Source organism: Comamonas sp. JC664, from assembly GCF_042647185.1.
Map to the genome: position 1 here is coordinate 1 of NZ_JBHRUZ010000031.1, position 18,179 is coordinate 18,179.

The 18,179-nt window shown below is 65.8% G+C and carries 11 protein-coding genes, 5 pseudogenes and 1 riboswitch; of the genes and pseudogenes, 2 read left to right on the forward strand and 14 right to left on the reverse strand.

The features are described 5' to 3' along the window. The 5 genes and pseudogenes from ACFODQ_RS04540 to metH all read right to left on the reverse strand — a co-directional run. Nucleotides 1–789: HipA domain-containing protein (locus ACFODQ_RS04540; protein ID WP_377015360.1), on the reverse strand; the 789-nt coding region annotated here is incomplete at its 3' end. Further along, nucleotides 726–926 carry a hypothetical protein gene (locus ACFODQ_RS04545; RefSeq protein ID WP_377015366.1) on the reverse strand — a complete coding sequence of 67 codons (201 nt, stop codon included), beginning with the start codon at nucleotides 924–926 and terminating at the stop codon, nucleotides 726–728. The genes ACFODQ_RS04540 and ACFODQ_RS04545, both read right to left, overlap by 64 nt. Next, nucleotides 835–1,293 carry a HipA N-terminal domain-containing protein gene (locus tag ACFODQ_RS04550; protein ID WP_377015349.1) on the reverse strand — a complete coding sequence of 153 codons (459 nt, stop codon included), beginning with the start codon at nucleotides 1,291–1,293 and terminating at the stop codon, nucleotides 835–837. The genes ACFODQ_RS04545 and ACFODQ_RS04550 overlap by 92 nt, the downstream gene beginning before the upstream one ends. Nucleotides 1,294–1,296: 3 nt before the next feature. Beyond that, nucleotides 1,297–1,566 carry a helix-turn-helix domain-containing protein gene (locus ACFODQ_RS04555; protein WP_116927469.1) on the reverse strand — a complete coding sequence of 90 codons (270 nt, stop codon included), beginning with the start codon at nucleotides 1,564–1,566 and terminating at the stop codon, nucleotides 1,297–1,299. A gap of 127 nt (nucleotides 1,567–1,693) precedes the next feature. Beyond that, nucleotides 1,694–4,405 (reverse strand): annotated as a pseudogene (gene metH / locus ACFODQ_RS04560) (methionine synthase). 71 nt (nucleotides 4,406–4,476) lie between these two features. After that, nucleotides 4,477–4,589: riboswitch (S-adenosyl-L-homocysteine riboswitch) on the reverse strand. Between the two features lie 225 nt (nucleotides 4,590–4,814). On the opposite strand from metH, the pseudogene gltS reads away from it, so the two are divergent. Then, nucleotides 4,815–6,051 (forward strand): annotated as a pseudogene (gene gltS / locus ACFODQ_RS04565) (sodium/glutamate symporter). Between the two features lie 65 nt (nucleotides 6,052–6,116). Here gltS and ACFODQ_RS04570 read toward each other — a convergent pair. Then, nucleotides 6,117–6,536, reverse strand: a complete 420-nt coding sequence (locus tag ACFODQ_RS04570; protein ID WP_027010524.1) for a PACE efflux transporter — start codon at nucleotides 6,534–6,536, stop codon at nucleotides 6,117–6,119. Nucleotides 6,537–6,640: 104 nt separating this feature from the next. Between ACFODQ_RS04570 and ACFODQ_RS04575 the strand changes: the two are divergent. After that, a pseudogene (locus ACFODQ_RS04575) lies at nucleotides 6,641–7,577 on the forward strand (LysR family transcriptional regulator). On the opposite strand, the gene ACFODQ_RS04580 reads toward ACFODQ_RS04575, so the two are convergent. The 8 genes and pseudogenes from ACFODQ_RS04580 to ACFODQ_RS04615 all read right to left on the reverse strand — a co-directional run. Continuing rightward, nucleotides 7,574–9,739, reverse strand: a complete 2,166-nt coding sequence (locus tag ACFODQ_RS04580; RefSeq protein ID WP_377015352.1) for a mechanosensitive ion channel domain-containing protein — start codon at nucleotides 9,737–9,739, stop codon at nucleotides 7,574–7,576. The pseudogene ACFODQ_RS04575 and the gene ACFODQ_RS04580 sit on opposite strands and share 4 nt — an antisense overlap. Before the next feature lie 29 nt (nucleotides 9,740–9,768). Continuing rightward, the gene (locus tag ACFODQ_RS04585; protein WP_377015354.1) at nucleotides 9,769–10,887 is read right to left on the reverse strand and encodes a hypothetical protein; all 1,119 of its coding nucleotides are present in this window, start codon (nucleotides 10,885–10,887) and stop codon (nucleotides 9,769–9,771) included. Between the two features lie 189 nt (nucleotides 10,888–11,076). Further along, a complete protein-coding gene (locus ACFODQ_RS04590; protein WP_377015356.1) occupies nucleotides 11,077–14,997 on the reverse strand; it encodes an AAA family ATPase in 3,921 nt (1,306 codons plus the stop codon). Continuing rightward, complete coding sequence (locus ACFODQ_RS04595; RefSeq protein WP_377015362.1) at nucleotides 14,907–15,209, reverse strand: hypothetical protein; 303 nt, start codon at nucleotides 15,207–15,209, stop codon at nucleotides 14,907–14,909. The genes ACFODQ_RS04590 and ACFODQ_RS04595 overlap by 91 nt, the downstream gene beginning before the upstream one ends. Continuing rightward, on the reverse strand, nucleotides 15,163–15,780 hold the full coding sequence (locus ACFODQ_RS04600) for a DNA repair ATPase (RefSeq protein ID WP_377015364.1): 618 nt from the start codon (nucleotides 15,778–15,780) through the stop codon (nucleotides 15,163–15,165). The genes ACFODQ_RS04595 and ACFODQ_RS04600 overlap by 47 nt, the downstream gene beginning before the upstream one ends. Then, nucleotides 15,677–16,576, reverse strand: a pseudogene (locus ACFODQ_RS04605) (DNA repair ATPase); the annotation flags it as partial. The gene ACFODQ_RS04600 and the pseudogene ACFODQ_RS04605, both read right to left, overlap by 104 nt. A 191-nt stretch (nucleotides 16,577–16,767) precedes the next feature. Next, a complete protein-coding gene (locus tag ACFODQ_RS04610) occupies nucleotides 16,768–17,232 on the reverse strand; it encodes a hypothetical protein (protein WP_377015358.1) in 465 nt (154 codons plus the stop codon). Continuing rightward, nucleotides 17,214–18,179, reverse strand: a pseudogene (locus tag ACFODQ_RS04615) (hypothetical protein); the annotation flags it as partial. The gene ACFODQ_RS04610 and the pseudogene ACFODQ_RS04615, both read right to left, overlap by 19 nt.

Below are 18,179 nucleotides of genomic sequence, written 5' to 3' on the forward strand. Positions count from 1 at the left end.
GCCGTATGACACGCTCTGCGGAAAGTCAGGGGGTAGTTGCTTTTCGGCGCGGGCAATCACGTCCGGTGTCATCTCCACCACTTGGTCGATGATTGCTCGCACATCCAAGCCTTGGGGCGAGCGGATGCCATAGCGCTCGCCCACAGCCTCCCAGTGGCAGCGCATGATCTTGTTCATGTTCCAGTGCGCATTTTTGGAACGCACGGCCATGGCCATGCGCGCCTTGTGGGGCGACAACTTGCCAGGCCCGGCTCCCCAAATGGGGTAGGCCGAGAGCACGTCATACAGCGGCGTCATCTCGAACACGCCCTGGGGCCGCAAAAAGATGCTGAAGTTCTTGGCATGGCCGTCAGTGGCACACAGCATCCAAAACAACAGCTGTGCCATAAAGAACTGGAACCGGTCTGTCCCCGGACTTTTGGATCTCGCCAGCAAGTCCATGATGGTATCGACGCCGGGCCCGCCATCACTCTCGTATTTGAGAATGGGCGAGACACCACTGGCCTGGCACATGTCCTCCTGCGGGATCCGTACCAGGACCTTCTCCTTCCATACGCTCCGGTCAAAGCGTTCAACGGCCAACACCTTCTGGTCTTCAAAGCGCAGCACGTCGCAGGGCGCAATCGGAATCCCAAAGGCGGCCACCAGCTTCGAACACAGCCATTCGTTCTCTACCGAGTGGCGCATGTCGATCTGCATATTGCCAATCAGACCCAGCGGCAATTTCAGGATGTGTGAAGTCGGTGTTGCACCCAGGGGTCTGCACCATTGGCCGGCCCAGTAAAGCAGCGCGGTTTTCTCCTGCGCCCGGCAATCGAGATCCGGAAATCGTCGTCATCCAGACCGCCATCGCCAGACTGCGTCGGGTTCACCACGGCGCGAACCAGGCGCGCCACGTCCGCCTCGCTCAGCACCTCGTACTGCATCTCCGGTTCTTCGGGGGCGCCTCACCAGCGGGCAGGATCTGCAAGGCGCCAACGCAGTCTCTGCCAATTTCTGCAACAGCGCATTGGGGTCTGTAGCGCCTACTTTGTAGCGGCGCGCGATGCGCTCCAAAATCTGCTCGTTGTCCGGCAGCAGGTTCTGGAAATAAAAGCGCACCGCCTCGCCTTTGTGCGGACCATTTCCCGGTGTGAAGGGCAGTGACAAGGACAAGGGCCGGCGCAGAGCCACATCACGCACCCAGGCGTCGTCGTACTGCAAAACATCGCTACCCGCCTCTACGCGCCATGTCCCGACACGGTGGCCGTTCATCCACAGGCCCAGGGCTTTGTTATGGCCAACGCTGCGCATGGCTTACCAGCTATCCAGTGTCTGCAGTTCACGGCCGGTGTCCGGAGACGTGGCCGGGCGGGCGCGCAATACCAGATCCACGCCCAGGATGCCCATCAGCTTCATCAAGCGTTCAGCGCTGACCGACTCGGCATTGCGCTCCATGGCCGAGACCGTCTGCTGGGTGACCCCCAGACGCGTGGCCACATCCGCCTGGGTCAGCTTGGCCGTCTTGCGAAAGGCTTTGAGCAGCGTCGGCAGCTGTGCCGTCGTGCGTACGGTGAATTCGTCCATGGCGCGCTCCTCTGCAAGCAGCAGAAAAACACACTATACGCTGTATTTGTGATTTACAAATTATAGGCTGTATTTCTGAAATACAAATCGTAGTTTGTATTTCCGTTTTACAACCTAAGGATTGTATTTACGCCAGATTCGGCGCCAGCGCGCGGCGCAGGACCTCGATGTCCATGCCCCGGCGCTGGGCCATATCGGCCAGCTGGTCCTCGCCGATTTCGCCGACATTGAAGTAGACGGCTTCGGGGTAGCCCAGGTAGAAGCCACTGACGCTGGAGGCGGGGAACATGGCCAGGCTCTCGGTGAGGTGCATGCCGATATCGGCGGCATCCAGCGCCTTGAACAGGTCGATCTTGGCGGTGTGGTCCGGGCAGGCGGGGTAGCCGGGGGCGGGGCGCACGCCCTGGTATTTTTCCTTGATGAGTTCCTCGTTGCTCAGCTGCTCATCGGCGGCATAGCCCCACAGGTCTTGGCGCACGCGCAGGTGCAGGCATTCGGCAAAGGCTTCGGCCAGGCGGTCGGCCAGGGCCTTGAACATGATGCCGCTGTAGTCGTCCAGTGCGGCTTCAAATTCCTTGTCCTTTTTCTCGGCGCCAATGCCAGCCGTGACGGCAAACAGGCCGGCGTAGTCGCCGATGCCCGATTCCTTGGGGGCCACAAAGTCGGCCAGGCAGCGGCTGGGGCGCATCACGTTGTCCACCGCCTGCTTCTCGGTTTGCTGGCGCATGCCGTACCAGGTCAGCAGCTCGGTGCTGCGCGACTCGTCGGTGTAGAACACGATGTCGTCGCCCACGCGGTTGGCGGGGAACAGGCCCATCACGCCATTGGCCTGCAGCCAGCGGCCTTCGATGATCTTCTTGAGCATGGCCTGGGCATCGGCCAGCACCTTGCGCGCCTCCACACCGACCACCTCATCGTCGAGGATGGCGGGGTACGGCGGCCAGGTCCCAGGTCTGGAAGAATGGACCCCAGTCGATGTACTGGGCGATCTCGGCCAGGTCAAAGTTCTTGAACACGCGGCGGCCCAGCACGCGGGGCGTGACGGGCGGGTGCGCGGCAAAATCCACCGGGTGGCATTGGCGCGGGCCTGGGCCAAGGTCCACAGCGGCGTTTTCTTCTTGTTGGCGTGCTGGGTGCGCACCTTGTCGTAGTCGGCCTCCACCTCTTGCAGGTAGCGGTCCTTGTTCTCACCCAGCAGGCTCTGGGCCACGCTCACGCTGCGCGAAGCATCGGGCACGTAAAGCACCGGGCCTTCGTACTTGGGCGCAATCTTCACCGCCGTGTGCACGCGCGAGCAGTGGCGCCGCCAATCAGCAGCGGAATTTTCTTGATGCGGAAATAGTCGTCCTTGTGCATCTCGCCGGCCACATACTGCATCTCTTCGAGGCTGGGCGTGATCAGGCCCGACAGGCCAATGATGTCCGCGCCCTCGCCTTGGCACGGGCCAGGATCTCGTGGCAGGGCACCATCACGCCCATATTGATGACCTCGAAGTTATTGCACTGCAGCACCACGGTGACGATGTTCTTGCCGATGTCATGCACATCGCCCTTGACGGTGGCGATGACGATCTTGCCCTTGCTCGACACGTCCATGCCCGCCGCTTCCTGCTGGCGCTTTTCCTCTTCGATATAGGGCACCAGGTGGGCCACGGCCTGCTTCATCACGCGGGCCGACTTGACCACCTGGGGCAGGAACATCTTGCCGGCGCCAAACAGGTCGCCGACGATGTTCATGCCGTCCATCAGCGGCCCTTCGATCACATGCAGCGGGCGCCCGCCGCCTTGCACGACGATGGCCTGGTAGGCCTCTTCGGTGTCTTCGGTGATGAAGTCGGTGATGCCATGCACCAGCGCATGCGACAGGCGCTCATTCACCGTCTTGGGGCTGTCGGGCGTGCCGCGCCATTCGAGCTTCTTGCTGTCGTCCTTGGCACCGCTCTTGGCGCTGTCGGCCACTTCGACCAGGCGCTCGCCGGCGTCGGGGCGGCGGTTGAGCACCACGTCTTCGACGCGCTCGCGCAGCACCGGCTCGAGGTCGTCATAGACGCCGACCATGCCGGCGTTGACGATGCCCATGTCCATGCCCGCCTGGATTGCGTGGTACAGGAACACCGTGTGGATCGCCTCGCGCACCGGGTCGTTGCCGCGGAACGAGAACGACACGTTCGATACGCCGCCGCTCACCTTGGCGCCGGGCAGGTTCTGCTTGATCCAGCGCGTCGCCTCGATGAAGTCCACGCCGTAGTTGTTGTGCTCTTCGATGCCGGTGGCCACGGCAAAGATGTTGGGGTCGAAGATGATGTCCTCGGGCGGGAAACCGACCTCGTCAACCAGGATGCGGTAGGCGCGCTCGCAGATCTCGATCTTGCGCTCGTAGGTATCGGCCTGGCCTTTTTCGTCAAAGGCCATGACCACGGCGGCGGCGCCATAGCGCTTGACCAGGCGCGCATGCGCTTTGAACTCGTCCACGCCCTCTTTCATCGAGATGGAGTTGACGATGCCCTTGCCCTGGATGCAGCGCAGCCCCGCCTCGATCACCTCCCATTTGGAGCTGTCGACCATGATGGGCACGCGGGCGATATCGGGCTCGGAGGCGATCAGGTTCAGAAAACGCACCATCGCGGCCTTGCTGTCGAGCATGGCCTCGTCCATGTTCACATCGATCACCTGGGCGCCGTTTCCACCTGCTGGCGCGCAACGGCCAGCGCCTCTTCGTACTGCTCGTTCAGGATCAGGCGCGCAAAGGCCTTGGAGCCCGTCACGTTGGTGCGTTCACCGACGTTGACAAACAGGCTGTCCTCGCCAACAAACACGGGCTCCAGGCCCGACAGGCGCATGGGAGGAACGGAAACGGGGGCAGCAGACGCGGACATGGGGCTCACCTGTGAAAACCAGAAAACAGAGACAGAACAGGTGAGCGCCGTTGATGCGGGCCATGCGCGGCATGCCCGTCGACCTGCCCCAAGCCTGACAGGCCTGCGATGGGGGTACCACCGGCCTGCTGCAGCGCTCCTTGGAACAAGGCCCTGCATTTTAAGCCAGGCCGGGCGCCAAAGCACAGGCAGAGGGGCTTGTCCATAGCCAAAAACACCATTCACCATTGTTGGTTATAGCCCTATTCAATCAGACGATGCTTCGGCATTCACCCATATTGCAGCGCTTTGCCGGCAAACAACGCCAACCCATAGGCAACACCGGCTTTCTGTTTTCAAACAGGTCCAGACCTGCACTTTGAGGAGAATTCCCTTGCATCTGAGTTTCAGTGCTTACTACACCCTGATCTTTGCCGTCCTCGTGCTCTTGCTGGGCAAGTGGCTGACGCGGCACATCCGCTTCCTGCGCGACTTCAACATCCCCGAGCCCGTTTCCGGCGGCCTGGTGGTGGCCGCCCTTATCTTTGCGCTGCACCAGGCCACCGCCTGACCCTGGCCTTTGCCACCGGCATGCAGACCAGCTTCATGCTGGTGTTCTTCTCGTCGATCGGGCTGAGCGCCAACTTTGCCAAGCTGCGCGAAGGCGGCATGGGCCTGGTGGTGTTTCTGGGCGTCATCGTCGCCTTTATCTTTGTGCAAAACGGTGTCGGCGTGGGCCTGGCCACCTTGCTGGGGCTGGATCCGCTCATTGGCCTGGTCGCGGGCTCGATCACCTTGCTGGGCGGCCACGGCACCGCTGGCGCCTGGGGCTCGGTGCTGGAGAACCAATACGGCCTGAGCGGCGCCACCGCGCTGGGCATTGCCTGCGCCACCTTTGGCCTGGTCATCGGCGGCCTGCTGGGCGGCCCTCTGGCCAAGCGCCTGATCACGCGCCACCAGCTGGCCCAGCCACGCACGCTGGCTGAAAAGGAAGTGAGTGAGCACACCCCAGGCAACGACAGCAGCCAGGTCGCCAATTTCGAGACGCCCAACACCGCCCCGCGCCTGATCACCGCCGAGGCCGCCATCGAGACCCTGGCGCTGTTTGCCGGCTGCCTGGCCTTTGCCGAGTTCATGACCAGCGCCACCCAGGGCACGATGCTGCAGCTGCCCACCTTTGTCTGGGCCCTGGGCGGCGGCGTGGTGATCCGCAATGTGCTCGACTACGGCTTTGGCTTCAAAGTGTTTGACCGCGCCATCGATGTTTTTGGCAACGCCGGCCTGTCGATCTACCTGGCCATTGCGCTGCTGTCGCTCAAGCTCTGGGAGCTGGCCGATCTGGCCGGGCCGCTGATGCTCATCCTGGCGGTGCAGACCGTGGCGCTGGCGCTGTTTGCCGTCTTCATCACCTTCCGCACGATGGGTCGCAACTACGACGCCGCCGTGCTGGCCGCCGGCCACTGCGGCTTTGGCATGGGCGCCACGCCCACGCTGTGGCCAATATGCAGGCCATCACCAGCCAGTATGGGCCCTCGCACAAGGCCTTCCTGATCGTGCCGCTGGTAGGTGCGTTCTTTATCGACATCATCAATGCCTTTGTGCTGCAGCTGATGATTGCCTGGTTGCGCTAAAGCACAGCCATTAACAGCAACGGGGCGCCAGTGATAACACGGCGCCCCGTTGCGTTTTCAGACCCCTACTGTGCCGATTGCGGCAGGCCAAACAGGCGGTCAAACGACCAGTTGAAGACAAAGGTGTAGACCAGGAAGAACAGCAGCAGGCCGATGTCCATCACCAGCGCATCCCAGAGGCTGACCTCGAACCACCAGGCAAACAGCGGCACGAGCATGAAGACGAGACCGCCTTCCATGCCCAGCGCATGCGCAATGCGGCGGCCCAGCCCGCGCCCACGGGTGGGTTGGGTAGCTTCCCAGCGCTCGAACAAATGGTTCCAGACCACGTTCCACAGAATCGCGATGGCCGACGAGGCGGCGGCTACGACACCGGAGTGCGCAGCGCCCTGGCCCGACAGAGCCGACAGGCCTGCCGTGGCGGCCACGATGGCGATGGCCTCGTACAGGGCCACATAGACCACGCGCCGCATCGGCCCCTGCAGCGACCAAGGGCTGTTGTGTATTTTTTGAACTGACATGGGGCGCTATCTTATGTGTCATGAACTGATAACATAAGTCAGAATCTTTCAGAAAAATTGATACATCAATGCGCAGTGCCTTCGCCCCCTTTGACTCGGACACGATCCAGACCCTGTTGGCCGTGCTCGACCATGGCAGCTTCTCGGCCGCAGCCCGGCGCTGGGCAAGGTGCCCTCGGCCGTCAGCATGCAGATCGCCCAGCTCGAGGCCGAGCTGCAGATGCCGCTGTTTGCCCGCGAAGGGCGCGAGCCCCGACCGCTGCCCGCCGCATTGGCGCTGGAGCCGCAGGCGCGCCTGCTGGCCGCGCAGCTGCAGCAGCTCAACGCCCATGCGCTGGCGCTGGAGCAAGGGCTGGAATCGCGGCTGAGCCTGGTGATGGCGCCGGAGCTGCTCTCAGCCCCCTGGGCTGCGCCACTGGCCGCGCTGGCGCAGGAGTACCCGCAGCTGGCCGTCGAGGTGCTCACGGCCCCCCAGGCCGATGCGCTGACCATGCTGCACAGCGGCCGCGCGCAGCTGGCACTGGTCTTTGAGCGGCCGAGCCTGGACGGCCGCGAAGGTTTTCAGGAAGTGGCGACCGAGACCTTGCTGGCCGTCATCGCCCCCAGCCACCCGCTGATGCAGGCGCTGGTCCAGGCGCCTGCGCCGGCGAGGCCGCCCGGCCCCAGCTGCGCGAGCACCACCTGACCAATACGCGCCAGATCATCGTTGCCAGCCGCGACTGGTCGCTGGACCATGAGCGCCTGGTCTACGCCCGCGATGTCTGGCGCACCGACAACCATGTGGCTGCCTTGCAGATGGTCAGCGCCGGCATTGGCTGGGGCTGGCTGCCCCAGCCGCTGGTGGCACCGCTGCTGCAGTCGGGCGCTCTGGTGGCGATGGAGTTTGCCAACCTCAGCAATGGCGCCCAGCTCTATGTGGATGTGGTCTGGTCCAAGGAGCACCCGATGGGCCTGGCCGCCAAGCGCTTTGTGGCGCTGGTGCAGGCAGCCTCCCAAACACCTTAAGCGCCCGGGGCTTCTTGCGGCGCAGCGGGGGCGGGCGGCAGGTCGCGCACATGGATGTCCATCTGCGGGAAGGCCACCGCAATGCCGGCTGCCTTCAGCCGCGCGTTGATGCTGCGGTTGAGGTCGTTGCGCACCGGCAGGCGGTCGTCCACCGCACCCACATAGACGCGCAGCTCGAACTTCTGGCCCTGGCCTTCGAGCGCCATGAACCAGCAGTTGGCCTCGGGCTCGCGCAGCACCTTGGGGTGCTCGGCCGCAATGGCCAGCAGCATGCGCTGCACCTCGCCCGGGTCGCTGCCGTGCGCAACCGAGACATCGATGATCAGGCGCGTCACATCGTCGCTCAAGGTCCAGTTGGTCACCTGGCCGGTGATGAAGGTCTTGTTCGGGATGACGATTTCCTGGTTGTCGAAATCCAGCACCGTGGTGGCGCGCGTGCGGATGCGGGTGACGGTGCCGGTGTGCTGGTTGATGGTGATCACATCGCCGACCCGGAAGGGCCGCTCGACCAGCAGAATCAGGCCCGAGACAAAGTTGGCAAAAATCTCCTGCAGGCCAAAACCCAGACCCACGGTCAGCGCGGCGGCCATCCACTGCAGCTGGCTCCAGCGCAGCCCCAGCAAGGACAGCGCGCTGACCGTGCCGGCAATCGTGATGCCGTAGCGCGCCAGGGTCGCCATCGTGTAGCGGTCCGAGCTGCTGACCCGGCGCGTGCCGGAGAACACCACCTCGACCAGGCCGGGCAGGTTGCGCGTCAGGCTGAAGGTCATCAGCAAGATCAGCGCACCCACCAGCAGGTCCATCAGGCTCACCGGCGCGGGGCGCGCAATGCCACTGGCCTCGGTATTGGTGGTGTACCACAGCACCACGCCCTCAAAGCGCAGCAGCGCTGGCAGCACCGGCGACCAGGCGTACACCAGGCTCAGCGCCACCAGCACCCGCTGCAGCAGGCCCAGCAGGCGGTGTGCCTGCGTGCTGACGGTGACCAGCGCCATCTGGCTTTGCTCATCGGCGGCATTGTTGTTGGCCGGGGCGGGGCTGCCAGTGGCGGCATCGGCAGCCGCTGCCGCATTGGCCGCCTGGCGCTGCAGCGCAGCGGCGCGCAGGCGGTTGAGCGCCAGGCGGCGCTCGCCCAGCAGCAGCCAGCGCCGCAGCAGGCTGACCAGCACCTCGGCCGCCGCCAGGAACACAAAGCTGCTCAGCAACGCCTGGATCACCTCGGTGGCGGTGTAGACATAGCCCAGCCCGATGCCCACCAGGGTCACGGCCAGCACCAGCAGCACGGCCACGCTCACCACCTGGCTCCAGCGCAGGCCCGGGCGCTGCTTGCGCAGGCTTTGACGCAGGTAGCGCAAGGCCATCCAGCCCAGGCCCAGGGTCAGCACCAGCAGGCACATGCGGCCCCAGGTGCTGATCGCCGAATCATCGTGGCTGAAGAAGGCCAGGCCGCCCAGCAGATCGATGGGCACGATCAGCCAGGTGGCGCGCAGCACCATCTGGCGCAGCACCTGCACGCGCTCGCGCGGCCAGCCAAAATGCGCCACCGCCAGCCCGCAGGGGCGGAACAGCACGTTGAGCAGGGTCACGACAAAGACAAAGGCACTCAGCTGCTCGAGCGCCTGGCCCAGCGGCTCGAGCGCCACCGGCGCTGCCGTCGATTGCAGCAAGGTGCCCAGGGCGGCCGTGGCAAAGCTCCAGGGCAGCGCATACAGCAGGCTCCAGCCCAGCGCCATCAAGGTCAGGCCAAAGTGGTCCTGCGAGAAATTGTCCACCTGCGTGGCAATCGCCTGCAGCTTTTGCAAGGCATAGCGGCGCAGGCCCAGCAGCAGCAGCACGCCGGCAAAGATACCGGCATAGATCCAGAGGTTGCGCAGCATGCTCGCGCCCAGCGCCCGCGCGGTGTTCCAGGGCGAGGCGCTCGCGCCCTGCTCCAGGGGCGCACCGTCCGAGCTGCGCAGCACCGAGCGCCATTCGTCCAGCCAGGCGCCGCCCATCGCCAGATGGCTGGGGAACCACAGCAGCTCCTTGTCCATCACCTGGCGCAGCGCGTTGCCGCTGTTCAAGGTCGATTGCAGCGCCGCATCGGTCTGCTCCAGCACCGCAATGCGCCGCAGCAGCAAGGGCTGGAGCTGGTCAATCAGCGCGGCCTGCTTGGTCCACAAGGCTGTGCTCTGGGCACTGCCGCGCGTAGTCATGCCCGAGTTGCCGCCACCGTGGCCGTGCCGTTGAGGCTGAAGCGCCGCTCGCTGGCATTGAACAGCGCCAGCCGCAGCTCGGCCAGCTGCCGCAACGTGGCCTTGCGGCGCGACTGGATGGTGTTGACGGTGGGCAGCGCCACGCGCTGCTTCCACAGCCACTGGCCCACCGAGGCGCTGCCGCCCAGGCGCAGGCGCGCCTGCGTGTCGCGCAAGGCCGAGGCCAGCTGGCTTTGGCGGTATTCGTCGCTGGCCAGGTCCTGGCGCTCTTTGACCAGGCGGTCGTTGTGCGCCAGGATCTGGGCGGCCAGCGCGCTGTTTTGCTGCGCCAGCTCGCGCACGGCGGCCGAGGCCTCGGCCGTGTCGTTCTCGGCCGCCTGCGTTTGCTGCACCTGCTGCTCGAGCTGCTGGCGGGCGCGGTCGGCAATGCGCTGGTTGAGCCAAGCCACGCGCGGCGTGCGCTCGAGCAGCTCGCGGCGCTGGGTCTGCAGTTGCACATCGAGCAGGCGCTGGCGGGTCTCGATCGTCGATTGCTCTTCCTGGCGCAGTGCCAGCTCCTGCGTGGCGCGGCGGTGCTCGGCGCTGCGGCGCTGCTGGCGCGCCTGGGTCAGCGCCTTCGACTCTCCCGGCTCGGCCGTCACCGGCGTCGCGGTCTCCTGCACGCGCTGCTGCAGGCTGGCCAGGTCGCTGCGGCCATTGCCGGGCTGGGCCACCAGGTTGGCCTGTTCGGCCGCCGATTTCTCGATGCCGGCCTTGAGCGCGGCAATCGCCTCGCGCTCGTCGGTCAGTAGCTTTTCCAGCACTTCCTGGCTGGCATTGGCGGGTACACGCTCTTCCCAGCGCGTCTGTATCTGGCCCAGCTCCTGGTCACTCAGCGGTGCGGGGGGCGCGCCCGCGGGGGTCTGCACGCGGCTGCGCAGGCGCTCGAGCGACTGGGTCAGCGCATCGGCCTCCTGCTCGGCCGTGGTGGTGGCCTCGCGCTGCGCCTGGATGGCGCGCTCTTCATCGCTGCTGCTCGATGAACTGCCCCCCAGGCCCGCCAGCGAGGTCAGCGACTGTGCCGTCGCTGCCGAGGGCAGCAGGCATGCGCACAGCAGCAGCCACAGGGCCGGCAACCACCAGCGTGGCAGACCCTGGCGGGCAGAGAAAGAGAGGGGGGAGGCTCGCATCGGCACAGTGTATCGGTATGCGCCCTCCCCGGAGGCTAGGACAAGGGCGCTGCTTGCACCTGATAACAATGCTTTCAACGTCCCTGGCGGTGGCCGCGGCGGTAGTGGCTGCAGTTGCCAGGGACGCTGGGATGCTCAGCGCGGTGGCCGGCTATCCTGCATGCGGTCAAAGGCCTTGTCGATATCGTCGGCCTGCAAGGTGGCCTGCAGCGGCTGGCGGCCGGCGCGCTGCTGGTCGATCTGCTCTTGCATGCGGGTGGCGACCTGCATCAGCACGCGGTGCAGCCCCAGCTGCTGGCGCCGGCTCTGGTCCAGGTGCTCGACCACCGGCTGCAGCGACTGCAGCACCAGCTGGCCCAGCTGCTGCACGGCCAGGTCCAGCGGCGGTGCATCAGCGTGGCGCGCGAGCTGCGGCGCCGGCGCGCTGTCCAGCACCGCCTGGCGAATGCCGTCGAGCGACTGGCCCACGGCCGTTTGCGCCTGGCCCCACTGCGCCAGCATGCGCTGCAGGCCCTCTTGCGCGGCGCTGTCACCCTGGTGGCGGTCCTGCTGTGCCTGGGCCATCGCACGCGTAGCGGCGACCAGGTCGACCAGCTGGGTCGTCACGCGGGTGGCCGCATCGGCATTGGCGCCACCTGCGGCCTGCTGGCGCTGGAACTGGGCCTTGATCTCGGCCCAGCGCGCCTGGGCCTGCGCATCGGCGCTGCCGCGCAGCTCGGCGAGCTTGAGCAGGTTCTCCTCGGCGCCGCCGGTCAGCATCTGCGCCTCGCCCTGGTAATGGTCGCTCAGCATCTGCGCCATCTCGGCATCGTTCATCACCGGGGTGATCTTCTCGGCGAGCTTGTTCATGTTGCGGTAGCTGCCCTGCAGCTTGAAAGGCGGCTCCGTGCGGTAGCTGTCGTCCTGCGCGGCGCTGTGGATGTACTGCTGGTTGACCTTAAACACCAGCTCGCGCACCTGCAGCATGCGCTGGAGCACCGCCTCCATCTCGCGCAGCTCGGCGGCCGCATAGTCGTGCGACAGCGCATTGGCCGACACCTCCTTGCCCTGCACCCGGTCGAGCAGCAGGTACAGATCCTGCAGGCTGCGCGTGGCCATCGGCGCGAGCACCGCGTTCGAGGTCATGCTGTTTTCGATATAGCTGAGCTTGAAGACCTCATCCATGCCGCCCAGCACATCGCCCAGGTTGTAGATGTCGGCGCGGTTGGCCAGCATGTCGGGGATCTTGAAGACCTCGCCCGACTCGGTATAGGGGTTGCCGGACATGACCACGCAAAAGCGCTTGCCGCGCATGTCATGGGTCTTGGTCTGGCCCCTCCACACCCCTTCGATGCGGCGCGTGCCATCGGACAGCGAGATGAACTTCTGCAAGAACTCCGGATGCGTGTGCTGGATATCGTCGATATACAGCATCACGTTGTTGGCCATCTCCAGCGCGAGGTTGAGCTTTTCGAGCTCCTTGGCCGCCGTCGCATCGGGCGCCTGGGCCGGGTCGAGCGAGCGCACCGAGTGGCCCAGCGCCGGGCCGTTGATCTTCATGAAGATGAGACCCAGGCGGTTGGCCACGTACTCCATCAAGGTGGTCTTGCCGTAGCCGGGCGGCGAGATCATCATCAGCAGGCCCATCTGGTCGGTGCGCTTGTTCTCGCCCACGACGCCGATCTGCTTGGCCAGGTTGTCGCCAATCACCGGCAGGTAGATCTCGTTGATGAGCCGGTTGCGCACAAAGGACGACAGCGGCCGGGCCTTGAACTCCTCGAGCCGGAAGCGCGCGCGGTACTCGCCCAGCAGCTGCTGGCGCAGCGCCTGGTAGCGCTCCCACTGCGGCAGGTAGCGGCGGTAGTGGCGCGCCGCACGCGTGGTCAGCTCGTCGAGCTGGATGGACATGCGGCCGGCATCCACCCGGCCATGCTGGCCCAGCAGGCCCAGCACCTCGCAGCGCAGATCCACATTGCTGACCTGGTGCGGCAGCTCGCTCTGGCAGACCAGCCAGGCGGCCGCTTCGCTGCAGTAAGGCAGCCAGGCGGCACGCTCGGCCTCGGGGGCGGCCTGGGCCACTGTCTGCAGCCAGTGCAGCGCGCTACGCCAGCGCTGGGCCAGCGGTGCGGCGCCGCGCTCGCGGCTGGCCTGGCCCGCCTCGCCGCCCGCCCAGTAGCGCTGCAGATCGGCCCAGTGCAGTCCTTCCTTGGGGCCGGCCTTGAGCGCCTGCTGCAAGGCGGCCACCACCGCCTGGCTGGCGCCCGAGAAATGGAAGCGCAGCGCCTTGTGCGCCAGCTCGGCCTGCAGGTAATCGGCGGCGGCGCGCAGCAGGTTGTCGGCCTCGCTGTCCCACTCTCCCGCATCGGGCGCTGCCGCTGCCAGCAAGGGGCTGGCCGGGTCGGCGCGCAGCAGCGCATCGAGCAGGCCCTGGTCCTGCGCAAAGGCGCGCAGCTGGGCCATGATGTCGGTCTGCAGCGCCAGGCGCTCGGCCTCGCTACCCAACAGCTGCTGCATGGCCTGGGCCTGCTGCGCGCGCTCGGGCCAGCGTGCAATGCTGCTGGCCAGCTGGGGCTGCTGGATATGGGCCTGCTGGCTCCAGAACAAGAGCGCCAGGCTGCGTGCCTGCGGCGCATGGCGCAGCACCCCGGCGCCATCGGCCAGCGGCACCAGCGCCTGCAAGATGGCGGCCGCATCATGGTCGTGGATGCCGCGCTCATAGCCGTCGCGGTAGCGCGGCGCAGAAAACTCGCGGATCGCCTGGGTCAGCGCCTCGCCATCGGGCAGGAGCTGGCGCAGGCGGTCCTGGCTCCAGCCTTCGCGCCCGGCACGCACGGACTGCACCACCTCCAGCGCCAGGTACTCGCCCCGGTACATCTCGGCCGATTCGGCCGGCGACGAGGCATCCCAGTAGGCCTGCAGGCCGGCCAGCTCGGCATTGTCCACCGGCTCGAAGTACTCGGTGCCCACCAGGTGCAGGTAGAGCTGGCCGTCGCGCGGCAGCAAGGTCAGGTCCAGATCCTGGTTGCCCACCGAGAAACGGTGGCGGCCCAGGCGGATCAGCTTGCCATCGCCCTCGTACAGGTCGGTTCGGTCCTGCAGCGCGCGGAAGGCCTGGTCGCGCAGCGACTTGATGCGGCTGTCGATGTCATCGGCCTTGACGGGGTCCTGCAACTCGCCGCGCAGGCGCCCGGCCAATTCCTTGAGCTTGGCAATGAGCGGGTCGCCGGCAAAGAACGCGTGCAGTGCCTCTGGGCTGGCGATCTTTTCGGTGCGCTTGGGCAGGCCTTGCACAATGCGCAGCGCGGCATCGAGCACGCCCTGGGCGCGGCGCTGGCGCTCGTCCTGCAAGGACTGCTTGCGCGCCTCGAAAGTCTCCAGCACCTCTTCGCGCTTGGCGATGATGTCCGAGAGAAACTGCGCATGCTCGCCAAACTGGCTCTCGATGTCTTCGAGCTGCACCAGGAGGCGCGCGAGCTGCTCATCGCATTTCTCGGGCGTCTGGGCCAGGTTCAGGCCGCTGACGATGCTTTGCGAGAACAGCGCCAGCTGCGCGGCAAACTGGGCCAGGTTCTCGGCGCTGCCCAGGCCGGATTTGCGCTGCTCGGCGCGCGCGCGCACCTGGTTCAAGCGGGCGTAGATGGACGAGATGCGGTCCACCACCGCCGTGCGCTGGGTGGCGTCGTCAATCTTGAGGCTGCCCATCAGCTCGGACAGCAGATCGAGCGCGGCCGACATCTGGGCCATCTGCGCCAGCGGCTCGGCCAGCTGCACCACCGTGGTCGCTGCCTGGGCCTGCTGGTCCAGCGCCTGCAGCTGCTCCACATAGGGCTGCATGGCCGCGTCGGTGGCGATAAAGCCGGCCGTGCGCTGCGAGACTTCAGCCTGGGCCTCCTCGGCCGTCTGCACCATGGCCTCGATCGCTGCGGCATCCACATAGCGCAGCTCGCGCGTGGCCAGCAGCTGGCCGCGCAATGCGGCCAGATCGGTCAGCGCCCCCACATAGGCATCGATGCTGTCGCCGTCGGACAGGCGAATCTGCTTGAGCAGCTGCGCATGGCGGCTGCTGACCTCGCCCATGGCCTTGGCCGAGCCTGGCGGATGCTCTCGACCTTTTCGTACTCGTCGAGCACCGCGTCGCCGGTGGCGACAATGCCCAAAAGGTTCTCATGCAGCGCCTGCATGCCCGGGCTGCTGAGCCAGTGGTAGCGCTCAAAGAGGCGCCGCGCCGTGTCGATCAGCCGCTCATAGCGCGGCAGCGAGACCTCGGTGGCGGCAATCTCCTTGCGCACGCTGTACAGGTCGGAGATGCCGCTGACCAGCTCGGCATTGCCGATGCGGCCCCAGCACGCTGTCCTTTTGCGGCTGGCGCGCGGCATAGTCGTCCGACGCAAAGGGCGTGCGCCACAGCTGCATCGGGTGCACGCGCGAGGCCTCATTGCTCTCGGCAGCAAAGATGACAATGCGGCCATCGTCCATGCGCGCATAGCCGTGGCCGATCAGGGGCGGCTGCAGCGCCCGCTCGATCAGGTTGTACTTGAACAGCGCCATGCGCCCGCTCTCGGGCTCGTAGAACACATAGAGCACATCCTCGCCATTGGGCGAGCGGATGCTGCGGCGGTAGCGCATGCCCTGCATGTTCTGCTCGAAGGCGCGGTGTTCGCCGTTTTGCAGATAGTAGCCACCGGGAAGATGATGCCGTGTCCTGGGGCAGCTGGATGCAGGCCGCGCCAATCGCATCCATGCGCAGCACCTGGCGCGACAAGGTGTTGTAGACCAGGTAACGCCACTGGTCCTCACGGTAGGGCAGGATCTTGAGCAACACCAGGCTGCCGACGGCCGCGTATTCAAACACCGCGTCATCGAGCGACTGGTTCTTCTCCTGCACCGGCTCGCGGTAGATGCCCAGGCCGTCATTGGTGTTGTTCTCGACCTTGATCGTCAGGTCGCCGTCAAGCGTCTCGACAAACACCTTGTCCAAGATATTGATGTGCGGGTGGCGGCCCTGCACCAGGTGCTCGCGGCCGACGCGCTGCCACTCAAAATCATGGGGGGCAGGCAGCTCGATGTCGCGCTCGCCCCGGTTGTCGATGTAACGGATCTGCTGGCCATCGGGCGAGACCGACCAGCGGAACACCCGCACATCGCCCAGGCGCTCGCCGATCTGGAAGCTGGCCAGCAGCTTGCCATCCCGCACCGCCAGCTGCATCAGCTTGGTGTGCTTGTAGTAGGCGTAGAGCTCCTGGAAATCCTGCACAAAGCTCTGGATGCCCAGGAAGCTGTCCTTGAGCTCGACCGGCGTGACTTCGTAGCCCTGCTCGCCCTCGTGCAGGCGGTAGAGCGCAAACACATCCTCGATGCGCGTCTCCTGCTTGAGGCCCATGAACACGTTGTAGCCAAACAGCAAAAAGCCGCCGACCTGGGCGATGTCGCGGCCCAGGCAGTTGTTTTCGGTGCGCACCCGCATGCGGGCGATGACCTCCATCTGGCTGCGGCCAAACTCCTCCAGCCGCGCTTCGTTGAGTTCGCGCGCCAGCGTCTCCAGCGCCTGGCCCTGGGCATCGAGCCGCTTGGCCAGCACTTCATAGGAGCCGCCGCTGGCGACGGCGTCGTCAACGGCAGAGCGGTCCGGTGGGTGGTTGGTGGGGATAGTGGACATGGCTAGAGCGGCAGAGAATGCGGTGGGGCAAGGCCGGCCAGCACGGGTGCTGGGGCCTGCGATGGGAGTGGCCCGCCCAGCGGCGCACAGGGCGCCGCCGGGCCAGGCGGGCTAGGCCAAGGCCTGGACTCAGGATTCGGCCGCCGATGGCGGCAGGCTCTTCTTGTCCTGGCCGCCGCCCAGCAGGTTGCTCAGTGCATCCGTGGGCAGGCCCTTGCCGCCGATGAACTTTTGCAGCAGCTCCTGCACGATGGGGCTCTTGGCCGAGACACCCTCGACCGCCTTGCCCACCGACAGCGCCTTGGCAAAGTTGTTGAAGAAGTCGCCACCGCCGCCGACGATGTCGATATTGGCCTTGGACAGCGCGGCCGACAGCACCTCGGCCTGCTCCTGCGCCACGGTCTTGTTCGCCTCGATCGCAGCCAGCGCTGCTCGAAGTTCTTCTCCAGCTGCATGCGGAACTCTTCGTGCGAGCGGGCCTGGTCGGACAGCGACGCGAGCGCCGTGAACTTTTCGGTCAGACCCTTGGCCTCGGCAAACAGCTTGTCGCGCAGCACATCGGCTTCGGACTGGCCGACATCGCGGGTCACCACTGCCTTGGTGTTGCCCACCTGGGCTTCACCACGGGCCTGTGCCATCAGACGCTCTTCGAGCACCTTGGCATCGCCAGGCCCAGCTTTTCGTTGGCATCGGCCTGCGCCTCGATCACGCGCACTTCGGCCAGGCCCTTTTCCTCTTCGCCGCGCGCCTGGGCGATCAGCTTTTCGGCAATGATCTTGGCCTGCACCATGCCCTCGCGCTCAATGGCCGCTGCCGTCACTTCGCGCACCTTGGCGTCCGCCAGGCCCGGCGCTGCGCGCTCGACCTCGATGGCCTCGGCCATCTTCTTCTTGGCTTCGGCGGTCTTGCCGGCCGCTTCCAGCTCGGCCTGGGCCAAGGTGGTCACCTCGACGGCCTTGTGGCGCGATGCCGACTCGTCGGCCTCGGCCTTCTTGACCTGGCGCACCATGTCTTCTTCGGCCTGGGCCTGGGCGGTCAGCACGGTGACCTGCTTCATGCGCTCGGCCTCGGACACCACGCGCACTTCCTTGATGCGCTCCTCTTCCTGGGCCACGCCCTTTTCCACCACCACGCGCTCGCGGATCACATTGGCGATATTGGCCTTCTCGACCTCGATGGCCTTTTCCTTCTCGATGCGCTGCAGCTCCACCTCGCGCTGGCGCGAGACCACTTCCAGGTCCTTGGCGCGGGTGACCTTTTCAATCTCGATCACCACCGCGCGCTCGCGGTTCTGCTGGGCCACCGCCACTTCGCGCTGGCGGTTTTCCTCGCGGATGTCGAGCTGCTCCTGCGTCTGGATACGGGCCTGCTCGGCCTTGAGGCGCTCTTCTTCCTGCACCTTCTGGGTCTCGGCCTGCTCGCGCGCCTGGATGGTGGCGATCTCGCGCTTCTGGCGCGCCTCGGCATCAGCCTGCTGGCGCTCGAGCGCCAGCATCGCTTCCTTGGTCTCGACGTTCTTCTTGGTCACGGCCAGCTCGGCATTGCGCTCGAGCTCGTTGGTGACGATGTTCTGGTTGGCCGTCAGCTCGGTGATCTTGCGAAT